This is a genomic window from Natronolimnohabitans innermongolicus JCM 12255, from assembly GCF_000337215.1.
GTDB lineage: Archaea > Halobacteriota > Halobacteria > Halobacteriales > Natrialbaceae > Natronolimnohabitans > Natronolimnohabitans innermongolicus.
This window is the reverse complement of the sequence record NZ_AOHZ01000035.1, coordinates 39,109-55,238: the sequence shown is the minus strand read 5'-3', so window position 1 is coordinate 55,238 and position 16,130 is coordinate 39,109. Positions and strand designations below refer to the sequence as shown.

Sequence of the window (16,130 nt, the reverse complement as noted above, 5' to 3'; positions counted from 1 at the left end):
CAGGAAAATAGGAGCTAACAAATGAGAAGGAACAACCAGTAGGGGATATAACAGAGTTTGACACCATCATACTCGACGACAAGTGAACCAGACTTCGTCACTTCCTTTGGCAAGCTATCGGTGATGATAAACCGATAAGGCGCTTCATAATTGAGATCGCGAAGTTCTTCCCCACCGGGTATCGGATGTTTCCCAACGGATGGGTCAAATTCTGCTGCGATTTCGTCGGCATTTCCAGCATGTGGATGGTAGGAGAGAACGAACGGGACAACTAACCCATCCTCATTGTGGAGGATGTAATCGACCGTCCCTGACTCAGTTTCGAAGTATTCGACCTGAGGATCCTCGTCACCTGAGCCGCCAACCCTCCACGCCAGTCGTTTTGCATGGTCGAATGCGACGGTTCGAGCTAGCTTATACTCGAACTCGTGATTGAGCGACCGGGTCTTCTCGTATGTTTCAAATCCGTGGTGCTCCTGACGCTGAGACAGAAGTACAACGTGGCGCGGATTCCGGAGATAAAGTCGAGTACGACGGTGACGTTGAAGTGAGAAGTCGTGGGATTCCGAAACTGAAAGTCCGTCATCCAGCACGGATAAGTACGAGTCAACAGTCCGACGGTCAACCTCTAATTGATCACTGATGTCCGTATATCTGAGTTCATTCCCTGCCTGGCTCGCAGCTAATGAAGCGACGCGATGGAGGTTCTCTGGTCGTTGAATCGATTCATACTCTGCGAGTTCCTTGTAGAGATACAAGAGGAGATGAGATCGGATAAGTTCGTTTTTCACCGGGGTTTCCTTAGCGCGTAGGAAGATTCCCCCTTTCTGCAGGTACTCACGAGCGGCCTCATACAGCCCATCTCGTTCAACATCCGAGAAAACCTCAAAGTAAAGCTGATTCAACGAAGCGACTGCGTCGTCCAAGTCATCCGATTCAGACAAATTACTACGAACATCCTTTATCAGCGACTCACCATCCATACTCCTCGTTTGATGAGACTCCACTCGAAGAGCAAAATCAGAGTCTGTCTCGATTAACGCAGAATCATCATATGCCCCCTGCTTGATTGTGTCTATGAACTTCATCGGCAACATCGCACGAGGATAATTGAGTTTGGGCTCGCTCGAAGCCGAGATACCACGCAGATCGACCTGCGATTCTACAATACCGGTCAGCAGTAGATAGGTATCATCGTCTACGAGATCCAGAAGCGCACTCTGTTCATTTTCATCGAGTCGTAGAGCACCGATATCGTCGAGGATGATGTACTTGCGGCCTCGGCGGGGAGCCACATGGGAACGGAAGTAGTCGATAACGTTTTCTAATTTTTCCACAGCACTGCTCGAGGGTTCGAGATGGTAGAGAGAATCCTCAAGAGGAACATAGAGGATCTGACGTGGATCAACAGACCCAACGATATCTAAATCACGGTGTCCTGGAGAGAATTCGACAATGTCTGAATGAAGGATTGCAGCGATGAATTGTTGGAGAAGCGTCGTCTTCCCGATTCCGGTTGGCCCATAAATTGGATATACGAGACTCTTGGTTCCGTTCTCTCGCTCCTCGTCAATTGACTGAAGAACCTTGAGCAAATCCGATCGAGGGTCTAGAGAAGCGGTTTCCTCTAACTCAGATAATGAACCAGCATCTGTATCCCACCATTCGTTGTGCCATTCAGCATCTGCAATGAAATCAGAACCATCAGATGGGTCTGTCATATAGGAACTTCACTCTGGCATAGTATAAATATGTACCATCTGAATGGTCCAATTTTCAGTTTTAGCGTAGCACGAACGTTCTTGTAGGTGGAATGTGAGACCTTTCAGTATGATGTATATTCATCCAGCAAGATCCTCTTTCAGAGTGTATCCTAATTCAGACTCAAGCGCTCAGATAACGGGAATCTGGAGCAGTTCGAAACCTATCAAGGAAGGACAGGTGAACCTATGGGGTGTCAAGCGTGTCTGAGGTACAGTACTTTGAGGGGACTTTGATTACCGTTCCATTTGGCACTGGAGATCTCATATCCACGGTAATTGAACAGTATGAGTCGTTGCTCAACGAATACGGCCCAGAGGACATCCTCGTCATCACCGGGTCGCCAACTAGCATGGATACGTTTCGGGACGAACTCGAAGATACAACACCCGGTGCAGCAGTCCCGCGAGTAACGTCTTTAGTCGTTCAAGCGACCGACGTCGTAAACCAGACCGATGACCGGGCGATCCTCTCCGACGCGATTCGTCGCGAACTCGTCCATCGGTTCCTCGAAGATCAAGAGTGGGACAGCGAGCATTTCCAGCGTGCAGCCGAACAACCCTCCTTCCTGAGTGATATCGCCCAGCTCATGGAAACTATCACGTGGCAGGATGTTTCCTTTGAGAAGACACCAGAGCTAGTCGAAGTTGCAGAACTCGTGGAAGCGTTCCACAAATGGCTCAGCGAACATGACCACCTGGAACGCGGCCAGCTAATCACTGAGGCGAATGCGGCGCTGTCGGAGACCGAGAAACGAGACGACGTAGTGGATGTCGAGGCAATCCTCACCGTCGAGTTTGAGGAATTCTTACCGCTTGACCGTCGCTATCTCGCTACCTTAGCAAATGGGCTGGAACTCGTATGTGTAGCAGAAGAGAACGCAAGTGTTCGGCGTACATGGATCGAGCCGGGGCCAATTACTGACTACGTCTCATTTTCGAGGACAGAGTCTACTGCAAGGACAGCGCCCCCATCTCGTCCGGATGCGACGGGTGCGTACCTAGCGAATGAAACCGTTCACGAAGATCCCGAGGCGGGGGAGGTGAACGTTATTCCGACAGAAACCCCCGACGAACAGATCAAGAAAGTCGCCGATGAAATCGAGCGGCTTAGAGATCGAGAGAACTGGGAGTACGAGGATTTCGCCGTCGTACTGAAACAGAGCGGTTCCGCAGTAATCGAGACGCTTCGTGCCTTCCAGCAGACAGGGGTTCCGACAGAGTCCTCGACTGTCACGGGGTTCGGCGATGACCCCGCTATTCGAGAGCTACTACAAGTCGTTCGCTATCTGGCAGCCGATGATGACGATATTCGAATAGAGCTGCTGGAAGCCTCGGTCTTAGACGAATCGATTCTGGCCTCTATCGAGCAGATGGAGGGCCTCTCGAGTCCGCTCCGACGGTGGGCAACTGAGTCAAACATGAAGGTTCGAATTGCTGAGGAGACGTCCCCACTGAACGTTCGTGCCCAATTCGGGAACGTTCGGCGGGCGTTCGCTATGGCGGAGTTCGTAGAAGACACGTCGTTCATCGAAACGACCTGGAAGTCGTTCGCCTCGATGCTTGAACGGGCTCACGAGTATGCCCCTCAACAGAACCAAACAAGTTCGACCGAACTTGACGGAGGTGTCCGAGTCGATCACTTACAGGCGATTAAAAACGGAACCTTCCGAGCAGTCTTTTTGCTGGACATCGTCGACGAAGAGTACCCTGGATCACCTTCCCTGACTCGGTTGTTCTCCCAAGAACGCCTCTCAGAGATGCCGGACTATCCGGGCGTAACACAGGTCGAGGCGGAAGATGTCACCAACACCTTCCCGACGTCCTCGACAGCGTCAAGCCGCTCGTTCCGACGATACCATGCAGAGCACGCGCGGCGGCGGCTCGCCATCGGAGCAACCGCTGCTGGCGACCGCCTGTACTTCTGTCTATACAATCACAAAGACACCGCACTGGAAGAGCGTGCTCAGCCGTCGCGGTTTCTCACGGACGCTTATCGGCAGTTGCCGTGGGTGAAAGAGGCGACAGAACCAGAGATCAGGAGCGAGCGAAGAGCGGAAGAATACCTGCTCTCTCGGATCGACAACGCCCTTGCAGACGTCCGTCGCTCTCACAGCCAGGATGTGACGGTCTCTCTCGACGAGGTCGAAACTGAACTTTCGGAGATTCAGCACCTCCTCAGTGAAAGCGGAACCCGTGGTGAGCAGCTTCGGGATGCGCTGCAAGCACGTATCGAGTTCGCTGCCGGAGGGATTCGTCGTGACTGACGTTACCTTCCTTTCGCCGTCGCGTCTTGCGACCTACGCGGACTGCCAGCGGAAGTTCGATTATGAGTACATACAGAAGGTCAACACCCCAGAGAAGACACGGTTGTACCTGAATCAGGGGCGTGCCTATCACGGAACAATCGAGGTTGTCTGTGAAGCAACTAGTCCAGAAGATGACGCCCAGCTCATCTACGATCGGGCAGTAGAGGCATTCCCAGAGCAATGGAGAGAGCATATCGACCCGGATGAGTACGCGTCCAGCGCCCACCAGGAATACCAGCGCCTTGAAAATCTAGAGGCTATCAAGACCTTTTTTGACCCGGATGGTGGCCACGGCATTGATCACGCTCGTCAATCGATCGCGACGGAGAAGTGGCTCGAATGCGTTGAGAACGGGCTCGGACTGCGCGGGAGAGCCGACAACATCCTCCGTACTGACGAAGGTCTCCATGTCATCGATTACAAGCGGAACCTCAATGACGTGATCACGTCGTATACTGCGAGCGTCCTCGAGGACCACCTAAACGGAACGGATCATGACCCGAAGAGAGTCAGGAACGCATTTCAGGCGGCCACATACATCGAGGGCGTCAAACAGTCTGACCTCTACGAGGATGGGATGAATGTTCGATTCAGTTTCTACGGTCTCCTGAATCGGACGTCGTTCGAAAGCACACCAGACGGATACGAAATCTCTGTACGGGGCTATCCACGCGATACGACGGACATCTACGAAGAGTATCATGACACGATATGGAATCTCCTGCGACGTGCACACGAAGGGATTACGAGCGGTTCTCACGACCCAGATCCATTCCCACTCATTCACGATGAGGCCTGTCCCGACTGCACGTTCCGAGAGATGTGCGTAGAATCTCTCACGGAGGGGGTGCAGCGATGAGCGACGACGTGCCTGACTGGCTCCCAACCATCGAAGACGATGAGGATCCGAAGCCACAGCAGCGGACGATAATCGAGTCGGAGCGGTATCCTATGCGAGTACTCGCGGGTGCGGGTACTGGAAAGACGTTCACGATGGTCCGGAAAATCGAGAATCTCATCGATGAACACGGGGTCTCTCCGGATCGGATTCTCGCGTTGACCTTCACCAACAACGCCGCTGATTCGATGCGTGAGAAACTCAACGCAAAACTCGGACCAGCAGGTTACGACGTCGACGCGTACACATACCACTCTATCTGCAACGAGATACTGACGGACTATGCCTATGACGCGGGATTAGATCCAGACTTCGAGATCGCAACGGATGCTGAAAAGTACGTCATCGTCCTCGATGTCCTCGACGAGATCGAATACCGTGCCGTCAAACCCAACGTCTACGGCCCAGATTCATACGGGAGCGGCGTCGCATCGAAACTCCTCTCGTTTATCGGGTCGATGAAACGAAGTGGGATTTCGCCCGCAGAGATCGAGGAATATCTCGGATCACCGGAACAAGTCTATGAACTCGATGCTGTGCCAAATCGTATTGAGGAGATTGCAGGCGACCATCTTGGTGGCCGTTCAGTTTCGACCGTCCTCGACGGCATTTCGGATACACGAGCCGACCTCGTCGCAGAACGGGATACCCTCCGCGATGAAGGATTAGAGGCGAGTATCAAAGACTTCCTCAACCGACTCGTTGACCTCTGTGACGCGCTCGAAGTGGCGTTTGAGGAGCATGAGGCTGGTGAGCGGTCGCTTCCCGAGGATGCACACAAGCTGCCGAAATATCTGCTTGGAGGGTACAGTAGTGGCGCTCCGGGCGGGATACCAAACGACCTGAAGCTCGAACTGACAGACTACCTCCGAAACGCTCTCGACGAGTGCAAAACTGCCCTGGATTTGAACGCAGGGTATGAGGCATACGAGCGAGAGCTCGACCGGCGAAATCTACTTGACTTCGATGGTCTCGTGGTTAAGACAGTAGAGCTGCTCCAGACTGACGTCGGAAAGGGTCTGGGCGACCGCTGGGACTACGTTTTCTGTGACGAGTTCCAGGACACCGATCGTCTCCAGTTCGGCCTCATTACGTCCCTCGTCTCAGAAGATCGCCTATTCGTCGTGGGCGATGACGACCAAGCAATCTACGAATGGCGCGGCGCGAACGTCGCGAACATCACTGACGAACTCGACGACGTCTTCGGGCCCGATCTCGAAGACGAACCGCTAGAACAGAACTTCCGGTCACGTCAGCCCATTCTCGACCTCGCAAATGAAGCACTAGAGCGGTTAGCGGATCGGCGGAGTACCAAAACGCTCACGCGTGTCCACGAACCCGACTTCGACGGAGACACGGTCGCAGTCGTGGAGGAAGCCGACGACGAAGGCGACCGAGCTGAGCAGTTGGTGACTGTCACCCGAAATCTTCTGAGTGGTGATGCAGAAGCATTAGATCGGGCGTACGATCCGGGGGAAATCGCACTCCTCGTTCGGAATAACGACCACGCAACCCCAATTCTCGAAGGGTTCGACGAGGCAGGAATTCCCTATCAGGTTGCGGGGGACCTCTCCACCGAATCAATCGGGGTCGGCACCGTCGTCGCCTATCTAAAGGCGCTGGCACGTCCCGAAGAAGACGACGTAAGCTGGAACCGGGTACTGACGATGCGTTACCGTCTCACCGATGCTGATCTGCGTCGTGTCAATAGCCACGATGACGGTGCATATGCTGGGATATGCAACCAACCCCTCGAAGTATTCGATGAGCCCAACCGTATTCAGGAAGTACGAGAACACATTTCTCGCCTTCTCAAACTACGTGAAACAGCCTCCCTCAGCCACCTTTACCGGGAACTCAAACGCCTGACCAACATCGACTGGTACCTCAGCGAGCAAGAGCGTCGTGACCTGGCGCAGCTGGACGAGATTATCGACCAGTATGGAAACGACGCTGTACAGCCCCCACTCACGCCGCAATTCATCGATTCGCTGCAGCATTATGACTCGCTCCTCGAGGAGAGCGGGTCGGCACCGACAAGTCAGCCAGAACTGGCCGACGACGCGGTCAACGTCATGACCATTCACAAGAGTAAGGGACTCGACTTTCCCGTGGTTCTGATGCCCCGGTTGATCGCTGACGAGTGGGAACCAGGGTCACGAACCTACGATACATTCGAGTCAGCACTGTCTGAAGGTCCAGAATCAGTGTTCGACAAAGATCTCGTCGCTCAAGATGCCAACGAGGCCCGCAGAATACTTCACGTGGGGATCACTCGTGCCGAAGAGATACTCGTACTCCACGGAAGCAGAGAGGAAGACGACACAGACGACGAAAGGCCCGTACACGATGCTGTCGAGAGCATCCTTCCAGAATCCGTTCCCTGGCGGCCAAGTAACGGTCACCTCCCAATCTGGCGCGATTTACAGGAGTGCCTTCCATCGAACCATGCTGATTGGACAGCCTCTCTCGCGAGCACGGTAGTTGGGGATGTCTCTGGACAAGTGACGTACGGCTCTGAGAAGCTCTCAGCATCAGACGGACGAGACCGGGTGATCACATTCGGAAACAAGCTCATAGAAGGCTCAATAGAGAGAGAACCTGAGAACCGACGATTTTCAATTGACGCCCTGACTGGGCCAATGACCCCAAACCCGGCACTCCAGCACAGTTACACCTCACTTGAGGCCTACGAGGAGTGCCCCCGACAGCACTTCCTGGACTACGTCGTCAACGGGTTCTCCGACTACCGCGAGAACGGCTATGGCGGAGACGGTATCTCACAGCGGATAGTCGGGCTTCTGTTTCACGATACCGCAGAGATCGCTGCGAAGGAACAGGCAGCAGAGCGAGCAGAATGGTACGCTATTTGTGAGCGGCTGGCCGGACAACGGCGTGCCACGGATGAATTACCGGTCGCGAAGGAATGCATCGACCAGTATTTCGACCTCGATCTAAGCGGCTGGGAAATCGTCGATGCTGAACGAGAGTTCCAGCTAGAAGTGGATGGCCACGAACTTGTCGGGTTTATCGACGCCGTCTATCGGACCCCGGACGGTGAGTTGGTCGTCATCGACTACAAAGCCACCGAGCGTCACCGAGACATTGACGAGAACAAGCAGCTGCCACTGTACCTGCTCGCCTGTCGTGACCTCTACGAGGAACCGATTACCCGCGCGGGATACGCCTATGTCGGCGATATCGGTCCAAAAGTCGAGGCCCGTTCGTTCGATGAGGGTGAACTAGATTCAGTACGAGCAGCGGTGTCGACGACGATGGATCGAATCAAGGAGACATCGTTCAGCGGGTACGAGACTGGGGAGCACTGTCGGTGGTGCCAGCACAGTTCCCTTCCCTGCGGGGAAGAGTGGCGTCAAGAAGACGGAGGCCGCTAGTAGGTCATCGGGAACGACGGTTGACCGGTCGACCGCTCATCGTCAGCTATAGCGAACAAGGGATGGATGTCTGCGAGCGTATAGGTTTCGAGACACGCGTACAGGTTCAAGGCTCGGTTGTCCTCTCCTGCTGCGCTAGCCGTTAGCCACGCCTCACCGAAGTATGGAACGTCGCTATTGAATACGGTGGGATCCCCAAGATCGTCAGACGGGGGATCGCGGTCTTCCTCTCGCATGATCTCCCACTGACTCTCGCGCCACGTCTGCGGTTCAAGGCCAATTTCGTAATCCGTCCAGAGCGTCTTCGGTGCGGGCGATCCAACATGTTCAGCCATATCCTCAAGTGAACCTTCCCCCAGCACCCGATTCTTTGCCGACGAGAGGTCGGCATGGTAGTAGGACTCGAGTGCTGTACGTACATTCTCTGCTCGTCCAGGCTCACCGATTTCCGCAGCTGCCCGTTCCGCACGACCCACCAAGACTGGGAGGTCGAACCAGGCGCCCCCGAAGGTGATGAGAACATCGACATCCCTCGCATCGAGCCAGTTCACAACCGCCTCAATAGCATCGAGTTCCGCAGAAGCCGTCTCGTCTTCACGGAAGAGGATCTCAGCCTCAATCTCCTCGCTCGGACTACCTCGGTATCCAACGCCGGTACAGAGTAGTTCTTGATGGTCTGGATTCGGTGGTTCGAGTTCTCGCTCGGAAACAGTCGTTATCGTCTCGATGTCGAGTGCTGCAATAGCATCGACTGCACCAAGTCGACGAACAATGCCAGTCGTGTCCGAAGGCGACATCTCTGGGCGACCAGAGAGCTGGCGGACCTGCCGATCCCACTTTGCTTTGATACCGATGGTTCCCTGGTACACATCAGGGTTGACGTCGTCGAATTCATACCAGGTTCCTTCTTCAAAGGAGTAGTCAACGAGATCGCAGTCATCATCGTCGAAAACTGTGAGCTTCACGTGCGTCCCCAGCACATCTGAACAGTGTACAAGCTGCGCCCACCAGTCGTGGTCTGGGGTTCGTTCGACCTTGTCTACCCGTAATTGAACTGTAAGACCGTACTCGCCATCTCGCTCCGCTGCAACGAGATTATTCGCGGTCAAGGTGTCTGGCGCCATAGTAGCTCAAGCGGACTAGATATATAACTACTTTTTGGTGCCCTTATCTTCACAATACTGTTTTCCTAATGTCCCTAGTCGGAAAGTTTATTTCATGACAGAGCATTGGTGGCCTCAAAGAAGATAGATATGACCACACAAATCGGCATTCATTCGACGATAGAGCCGAGGTCACAGCGGGGGTGGATCGAATGCTCCGATCATCGTCCGGAAAGTGGTCCTAATGAACAGTAACAAGATTACGCCTAAATGACAAAATCCCAATTCCGCATCCAATGAAGTTCGACGTTCCCCTCGATACTAGAAGCAGTGATCACAGCCACGTCGAGATTTTCAAGAGCTGGCGGTCATTCTCCGACGTATTCGATGGCGCAAAACGAATGCGTGTCGTCACCTATTGTGACTCCCCCGAGTTTATTCTGGATCTCTTCGAAGACCTCGACGACTTGGAGTCCCTGGAGGTGGTCGTTGGGGACGTCTCCGACTACCGAGAGCGCCTCATCGACAAGCCGGATCTCGCAGATCGGCTTGAACAACTCAGGAGTGAAGGCAAGCTCGTAATCTACCTCTGTGAGAACAAGGAGGTCCACTCCAAGCTGTATCTCATCGAGTACGACGGCTCTGTCTTAGAAGGAGAGGATGAGGACGGTGATAAAGATCAGATGACCCTCGGCGGAAAGGCTACGGGTGAATCCGAACTCGAGGACACCGATGACGGTACACCAGCAAAAGTCATCGTTGGCTCTCCGAATCTCTCGCGAAATGCATGGTCGAATCAGACCAATGTAGGCGTCGTCTATGATACGATGACGGACAGTAAGCTCTACGGGGAATTCGAGGAACTCTATCGCGATCACCGAGACTCATACAACAGTGGCGGACCCTTCCTGGAAGATCTCTCCGAACAACTCGAACTCTCGGACGATGACCGAGAAGAGGTAATCAAACTGTACACCGAAGGACGTGTGGGTACACAAGACGAACTGGGAGAGGTTCACGGTCGTCTGGCGGACCATATCGATGCAGAAGTTGAAACAGTGGATCTCGCACTCGATGGAGGTACAGATACCGCCGCAGAACAGGAATCAGAGGAGGCAGAGCTCGATTCAGAAGGCGAATCTAGCGAGAAGGATCCAGACTTAGAAGATGCGCCACAGGACCGTATCACCTTGTCTCTACGCGGGTACGAAGAGTCGACAGTTGACACATTGTCGCAGATGACTGACTTCGATGCGACCGTGTCGAATGATACCTTGACGACGACCCCAGATGCGTTCCAGCGGTATGCGCAACAGGTGTTCGATGTCCCGACAATGCACCTGAACGAGTCCAAGGACGAACTCAAGTTCCACTATGACGGCACGGTCTATCGTGTCACGCAGCCCCCATCTAATCCAGAGCGTGTCGACGAAGCGCTGGCCGAGATTGAGGACTACTTTGCGACGGTGGACAACTATGGGAATTCCAACAACCCAACAGCGGTCAAAGCCCACATGTACGAAGCACTACTCTGGTTCTTCTGGGCGCCGTTCGCCAATCGACAGGCCGCGTTCTACCGTGAGCACGGGATTAACCTCGACAAGGCTCTCCCGTACCTCTACGTCTTTGGCGAGTCAAACGGAGGAAAAGGGACATTCTGTCGATTTGCCCTGTCGCTGATCAGTGGAAACCGTGTCGAAGCACCCGTCGACGCAGACGAAATTGGGAAGCGAAAAGTACGGAATTTGCGTTCAGCACACACGTCGTTCCCCGTCGTCGTCGACGACATCACCAAGCAGAAGGTGAACTCGCTGGATACCCTTCGAAACTATTGGAGTGGATGGACCGGCGAAACGGCCTATCCGATGTTTGCCTTCATCTCGAACGATAAGCGCCCTGGAGAGTGGTTCCGTAACCGTGCTAAGATCCTCCGATTCGATGTGAATTTCATGACCTCACATCAGGGTGAAGCTGAAGTAAACCGTCTAATCGACACGGAGAACCCGATTTTCCAGTGGTTTGGGTACGAGTACCTCAACCGCGATCTCGTACTTGGAACGGACTCTGACGCACTTCGGGAAGTGAGGGCGGCCATGCAGGACCTCTATGAGTACGCCGATCGGCCGCTGCCGGACTACTTCCCCACCGAACCTGCTGAGCAAGCATATGACACTGGCAGAGAGCGCTGGCGAAACCTCATCGACCGAGAGGACGTCGAAATCGCTAAAGACAGTGACACGCTACAGGTGACCTTCCCGGAATCGATGAACTTCGAACTCCACGAGTACAAACGCGACCCTCCTATGACAGTTCGAATTGAAAAGCGAGGACTCGATTTGATTATCAAAACGCCGGACGAGTTCTTCGACTGGCTTGGTGAGACAACTACAGAAGATCCACGAGAAGGATACCTCTCACGCGCTCGTAACCTTCTGACACGGTAGCTAGGAGTAGATAATCACAACACACGCACACATGACTCGAAAATTATTCGTAGAGAAGACAATCGAGTGGTTGAGAGATCGCCCCTACTACGAAGGCCAAATTGTCCATCAAGAACGAACGCCAGGGGACCCTGCCGAAACATCACCTCTCGAACTTGACCACCGGTTGGCGAGTGCACTTTCTTGTCACGATATCAACGAACCGTTCCAACACCAAGCAGACGCAATCGAAGCTGTTCGGGACGGAGACCACGTCGTACTAGCTACTCCGACGGCTAGCGGTAAGAGTCTCGCCTATACGGTGCCAGCACTCGAACGCGCTCTTAATCACCACGGCAAAACGCTCTATATTGCCCCGATGAACGCTCTGATTAATGACCAAAAGGATACTATTTCTAAAATCACCGCAGACCTTCGGGGTGATCAGAACGTCGATGTAGCGACATACACAGGGTTATTGACAGACTCCGAGAAACGCGAAGTTTGGGCACGTCAACCAGATGTCCTCTTAACTACTCCTGATATGATTCACAAAAGTTTGCTCCCATATTCTAAATCGCCGAAACATTGGAAGTGGCTATTCCAGCAACTTGAAACGATTGTCGTCGACGAAGTACACGAGTTCCGGGGGATCTTCGGAAGCCACATCTCCTTAGTGTTCCGTCGCCTCTCGCGGTTGGCAGAGTACTATGATTCCACTCCACAGTACATCTGTTGTTCTGCTACCATCGGGAATCCTGTCGAGCACGCAGCAGCGGTCACTGGACAACCTCCTACTCAGTTCTCGCTTATCGACGACGATGCCAGCGCGACGGGCCCTCGTCACTGGGTATTCTGGAATCCACCGCTAAGGGAGGAAGAGGAAGTAGGGACAGAATCCGTGACGGTTGACGGACCGGACTCGACAGCAGAGGGTGATTCTGAACCAAGCCAACCACCGTCGGGCCCGGTTGAAGTATCCCACCACAACGAGATTATCGGCGGAGAGCGCCGTTCCCATCACCCAGAAACAGTGCGGTTGTTCTGTGACCTTGTTCAACGAGGGTATCAGACGCTCGTCTTCACACGGGCCAGACAGGGAACCGAGCAGTACGCAAACTGGTGCGATAGCAAGCTTCGAAAGCGTGGTGAACATGAGCTAGCGGACCAGGTTACTGCATACCACTCAGCACTCCAGGACGAGCGTCGGACCACCATCGAGGCGGGGCTTCGCGATGGATCCATTCGAGGTGTCTGGAGTACGAATGCACTCGAGCTCGGCATCGACGTCGGCAGTCTTGACGTCGTCCTTCTCGACGGACATCCAGGAACGAGCATGAGCACATTCCAGCGCGCGGGGCGGGCAGGACGTGGAGAGAATCCGAGCCTCGTTGTCCTCGTAGCAAGCCCGAATCCGTTAGACCAGTACTGTATGGCGAATCCGGATCTCCTGTTCGACGGCGACCCTGAACAAGCAGCAGTCAACCCCGCAAACACCCAAATACTAGACGATCACGTCTGCTGTGCGGCTCAAGAGCTGTTCCTGCGCACCAGTGACGACACCTACTTCGGCGCTGAATATCCGGCGACTGTTGCGTCTCTTGATGACGCGGACCAATTAGAGCGATTTAGTTCTCGAACCGGTCCCCGGTGGAAGTATATGGGAGAGGACAGCCCGCAACACACGATGGACATCCGCTCTATCGATGATCGGCAAATCGAACTTTATGATCGACTGCGTGATAGGACACTTACCTCACTACCGTTTGGCGATGCGCTTCGTGATGCACACCCCGGTGCAATCTATCATCATCAAAAAGAGTCGTATCGTGTGACGGAGGCAGAATTCGATGCTGACCGTGTGCTCCTGAAGTCAGTGAACACGATGGGGTATACCCGTCCACTCACTGAGAAACGAATTACTATCGAAGAGGAGTTCAAGACGGGCGGTCTCGCCTCACAGGAGACTGTCTCTGTTGGATTTGCGGATCTCACCGTCGCCGAAGAAGTGACGGGATACATGCTCTATGACCACCCATCAGATGAGGACGGCGTCGAGCGGGCTTTCGACGAGCCGCTTCCTGAACGGACAATTCGCACCCGTGGGCTCTATTTCACAATTCCGCCGCAGATCGAGCAGGACATCAAAGCTGCGAGTGAGGAAGAGGACGGATTTCTCGCGAGTATTCACGCTCTGGAGCACGCACTGATCTCTTTGTTCCCACTCGAGATTCTCTGTGCTCGTCGCGACGTCGGTGGGCTCTCGACCGAGTATCATCCACACACTGGATGGAGCACGATTTTCGTCCACGATGGTCATCCAGGTGGAGTAGGACTTACTCGAGAAGCGTTCGGTAAGCTGGAGACAATGCTTGAGCGCACGTTGGAAATGCTCTCTAGCTGTCCCTGTGAAGACGGGTGTCCATCGTGCGTTCACTCGCCGCAATGTGGGAATGCGAATCGGACGCTAAACAAGCGGCTCGCAATCCGTCTTCTGAAGCAACTGTTAGAGGTTCCTGTTCAGCCATAGGGAAGACTATACTCAGTCATTTCAGTACTCTATAGATCCACTGGCCGGTGAGAGCATAGTAATTGGTAGCTCCCACGGACCCCAGTAGATCCACTTTTGAATTCGTCTAATTCCTAAGATAGGGACATCGCAGAGTTGCTAGTCAGAAAGTATAAGCCAGAGGGTTACGATAGTGAGTATATGACCAACACGCGAAACGAGGGACAACCTGCTGATAGCCAACCGGGACAGGGAACAACCACCCACTGAGAAATGGCGGGCGACCTTGGAGTACGTCTGCTTGCTCTCCGGTGTGATGCGCTAGTAGACGCTACGACGACCGCCATCGAAGATCTCGTCGATTACTTCGATGCGGATCTCATCTACATTGTCGAAGAAAAGTTGGATATGCGAATCGTAAGCACTGTCGAGCGTACCGCCTCGTGTCCGGTAATTTACACTCGGGGGAGCGCGGTTCACACTGAGACTGTTGACGGGATTACCGTGTCCATCGTCAGATCGCTCGACTTCATTGGTGGAGCCTCTACCGCCAGCGGGCAGGAGATTCCAAACGACGTCGACTACGTCATTTGTGATGAGATACAGACGAGCGCCGACTCGGTCTCTTTAGATGTCTCGCTCGATGGCCTCAAACACCTCGCTCGCTTCCAACACCGAACCGACCGAGAAGCGACGTTCCTCACCGGAGCCATGGAGGCCAGTTACGATTTCGTGTGGAAGGCCGACGTCGACGACGAGAGCATTCGCCTTCCCGTCCGCGGGCTTGCTCCAACCCGTCGGCAAGGGGCACCCGAACTCGCCTGCCTTTCGCTTGATTCTGGTGGCCGCATCGCTTTGTCCACGACACCGGCGGATAAATTCGGCCTCCGAGCGCTCTCGGGTGTGGGCAAGGGAACCGCCCCGAAGCTCTCTCGGAATGGGTATGAGACGCGTGACGACGTCGCAGCCGCGACGGAACGCGATCTTCGTGAGGTTCGAGGTATCGGTGAGTCGAAAGCGCAGAGCATCCGCCAGAGCGCCCACGCGTTGTCCGAAGGATGCGTGATCCGTCTCACAGACGAAGCTGTCCCCGCAGCAGACTACAGTCCGCTATTCATTGATATCGAGACTGACAGCCTCAACCCGAGTATCATCTGGCTCATCGGAGTCTACGACCCTGAAACAGACGAGTACGTGGACTTCATCGATACGGAACCGTCACGAGACAACCCAGGGAAAGCCACTCGAGAGTTTGTTGCGTGGCTAGCCAGCGAGTACGATCGCACGTCCCTCATCGCGTGGAACGGCCACAACTTCGACTTCAAACACCTCAGCCGATTCATCCGAGGACACGCACCGGAGTACGCAGACTACTGGTCGGACTCCGTGTTCGAGTACGACCTGTTCGACTGGGCCGTGCGAAAAGACAACGCCATCCTCCCCGGTCGGACGAACCGGGTTGAAGACGTCGCTGAGGCTCTCGGGCATGGGCGCGACTCGGCTGCTGCCGCCGTGGATGGGAAATCACTGGCGAAGACCATCCAGCGGCTTCTCGTATCTCCAGAGGGCGCTCGAGACGTAGACTGGGACACTGCACGGGCATACTGTGAGGCAGACGTCCGTGAGCTGGCTGCAGTCTACGAATCGATTGCTGAGGCGACGCCCGGCCACAAGCGTGCCAGCGTTCCTGCTGATGAAAACACCACACAGACCGGACTCATGGACTTCTAACA

8 protein-coding genes are annotated in these 16,130 nt (G+C 54.3%); 6 read left to right on the top strand and 2 right to left on the bottom strand.

All coding sequences use genetic code 11. The features are described from left to right. Positions 1–14 precede the first annotated feature (14 nt). Positions 15–1,721: a DUF4143 domain-containing protein gene (locus C493_RS07000; RefSeq protein WP_049889199.1), complete on the bottom strand. Its 1,707-nt coding sequence runs from the start codon at positions 1,719–1,721 to the stop codon at positions 15–17. A 242-nt stretch (positions 1,722–1,963) separates the two neighbouring features. On the opposite strand from C493_RS07000, the gene C493_RS06995 reads away from it, so the two are divergent. The 3 genes from C493_RS06995 to C493_RS06985 are packed head-to-tail and all read left to right on the top strand — an operon-like array spanning position 1,964 to position 8,362. Next, on the top strand, positions 1,964–4,027 hold the full coding sequence (locus tag C493_RS06995; protein ID WP_086009955.1) for a DNA helicase UvrD: 2,064 nt from the start codon (positions 1,964–1,966) through the stop codon (positions 4,025–4,027). Further along, a complete protein-coding gene (locus tag C493_RS06990) occupies positions 3,975–4,928 on the top strand; it encodes a RecB family exonuclease (protein ID WP_083912383.1) in 954 nt (317 codons plus the stop codon). The genes C493_RS06995 and C493_RS06990 overlap by 53 nt, the downstream gene beginning before the upstream one ends. After that, a complete protein-coding gene (locus C493_RS06985) occupies positions 4,925–8,362 on the top strand; it encodes an ATP-dependent helicase (RefSeq protein ID WP_007258721.1) in 3,438 nt (1,145 codons plus the stop codon). The genes C493_RS06990 and C493_RS06985 overlap by 4 nt, the downstream gene beginning before the upstream one ends. Here C493_RS06985 and C493_RS06980 read toward each other — a convergent pair. Then, positions 8,359–9,486 carry a hypothetical protein gene (locus tag C493_RS06980; protein WP_007258720.1) on the bottom strand — a complete coding sequence of 376 codons (1,128 nt, stop codon included), beginning with the start codon at positions 9,484–9,486 and terminating at the stop codon, positions 8,359–8,361. The genes C493_RS06985 and C493_RS06980 overlap by 4 nt on opposite strands. A gap of 275 nt (positions 9,487–9,761) precedes the next feature. Here C493_RS06980 and C493_RS06975 point away from each other — a divergent pair, with 275 nt between their 5' ends. The 3 genes from C493_RS06975 (at position 9,762) to C493_RS06965 (ending at position 16,128) form a co-directional block, all read left to right on the top strand. Next, positions 9,762–11,909: a hypothetical protein gene (locus C493_RS06975; protein WP_007258719.1), complete on the top strand. Its 2,148-nt coding sequence runs from the start codon at positions 9,762–9,764 to the stop codon at positions 11,907–11,909. Positions 11,910–11,940: 31 nt separating this feature from the next. Continuing rightward, complete coding sequence (locus tag C493_RS06970) at positions 11,941–14,418, top strand: DEAD/DEAH box helicase (RefSeq protein WP_049889197.1); 2,478 nt, start codon at positions 11,941–11,943, stop codon at positions 14,416–14,418. A gap of 252 nt (positions 14,419–14,670) precedes the next feature. After that, positions 14,671–16,128 carry a ribonuclease H-like domain-containing protein gene (locus tag C493_RS06965; protein ID WP_007258717.1) on the top strand — a complete coding sequence of 486 codons (1,458 nt, stop codon included), beginning with the start codon at positions 14,671–14,673 and terminating at the stop codon, positions 16,126–16,128. The last annotated feature ends 2 nt before the right edge of the window (positions 16,129–16,130 follow it).

Bases quoted from the DNA above. Each gene is read 5' to 3' on its own strand.
- C493_RS06980 (WP_007258720.1), bottom strand. From the start codon at position 9,486: ATGGCGCCAGACACCTTGACCGCGAATAATCTCGTTGCAGCGGAGCGA.
- C493_RS06990 (WP_083912383.1), top strand. From the start codon at position 3,975: ATGCGCTGCAAGCACGTATCGAGTTCGCTGCCGGAGGGATTCGTCGTG.
- C493_RS06975 (WP_007258719.1), top strand. From the start codon at position 9,762: ATGAAGTTCGACGTTCCCCTCGATACTAGAAGCAGTGATCACAGCCAC.
- C493_RS07000 (WP_049889199.1), bottom strand. From the start codon at position 1,721: ATGACAGACCCATCTGATGGTTCTGATTTCATTGCAGATGCTGAATGG.
- C493_RS06985 (WP_007258721.1), top strand. From the start codon at position 4,925: ATGAGCGACGACGTGCCTGACTGGCTCCCAACCATCGAAGACGATGAG.
- C493_RS06970 (WP_049889197.1), top strand. From the start codon at position 11,941: ATGACTCGAAAATTATTCGTAGAGAAGACAATCGAGTGGTTGAGAGAT.
- C493_RS06965 (WP_007258717.1), top strand. From the start codon at position 14,671: ATGGCGGGCGACCTTGGAGTACGTCTGCTTGCTCTCCGGTGTGATGCG.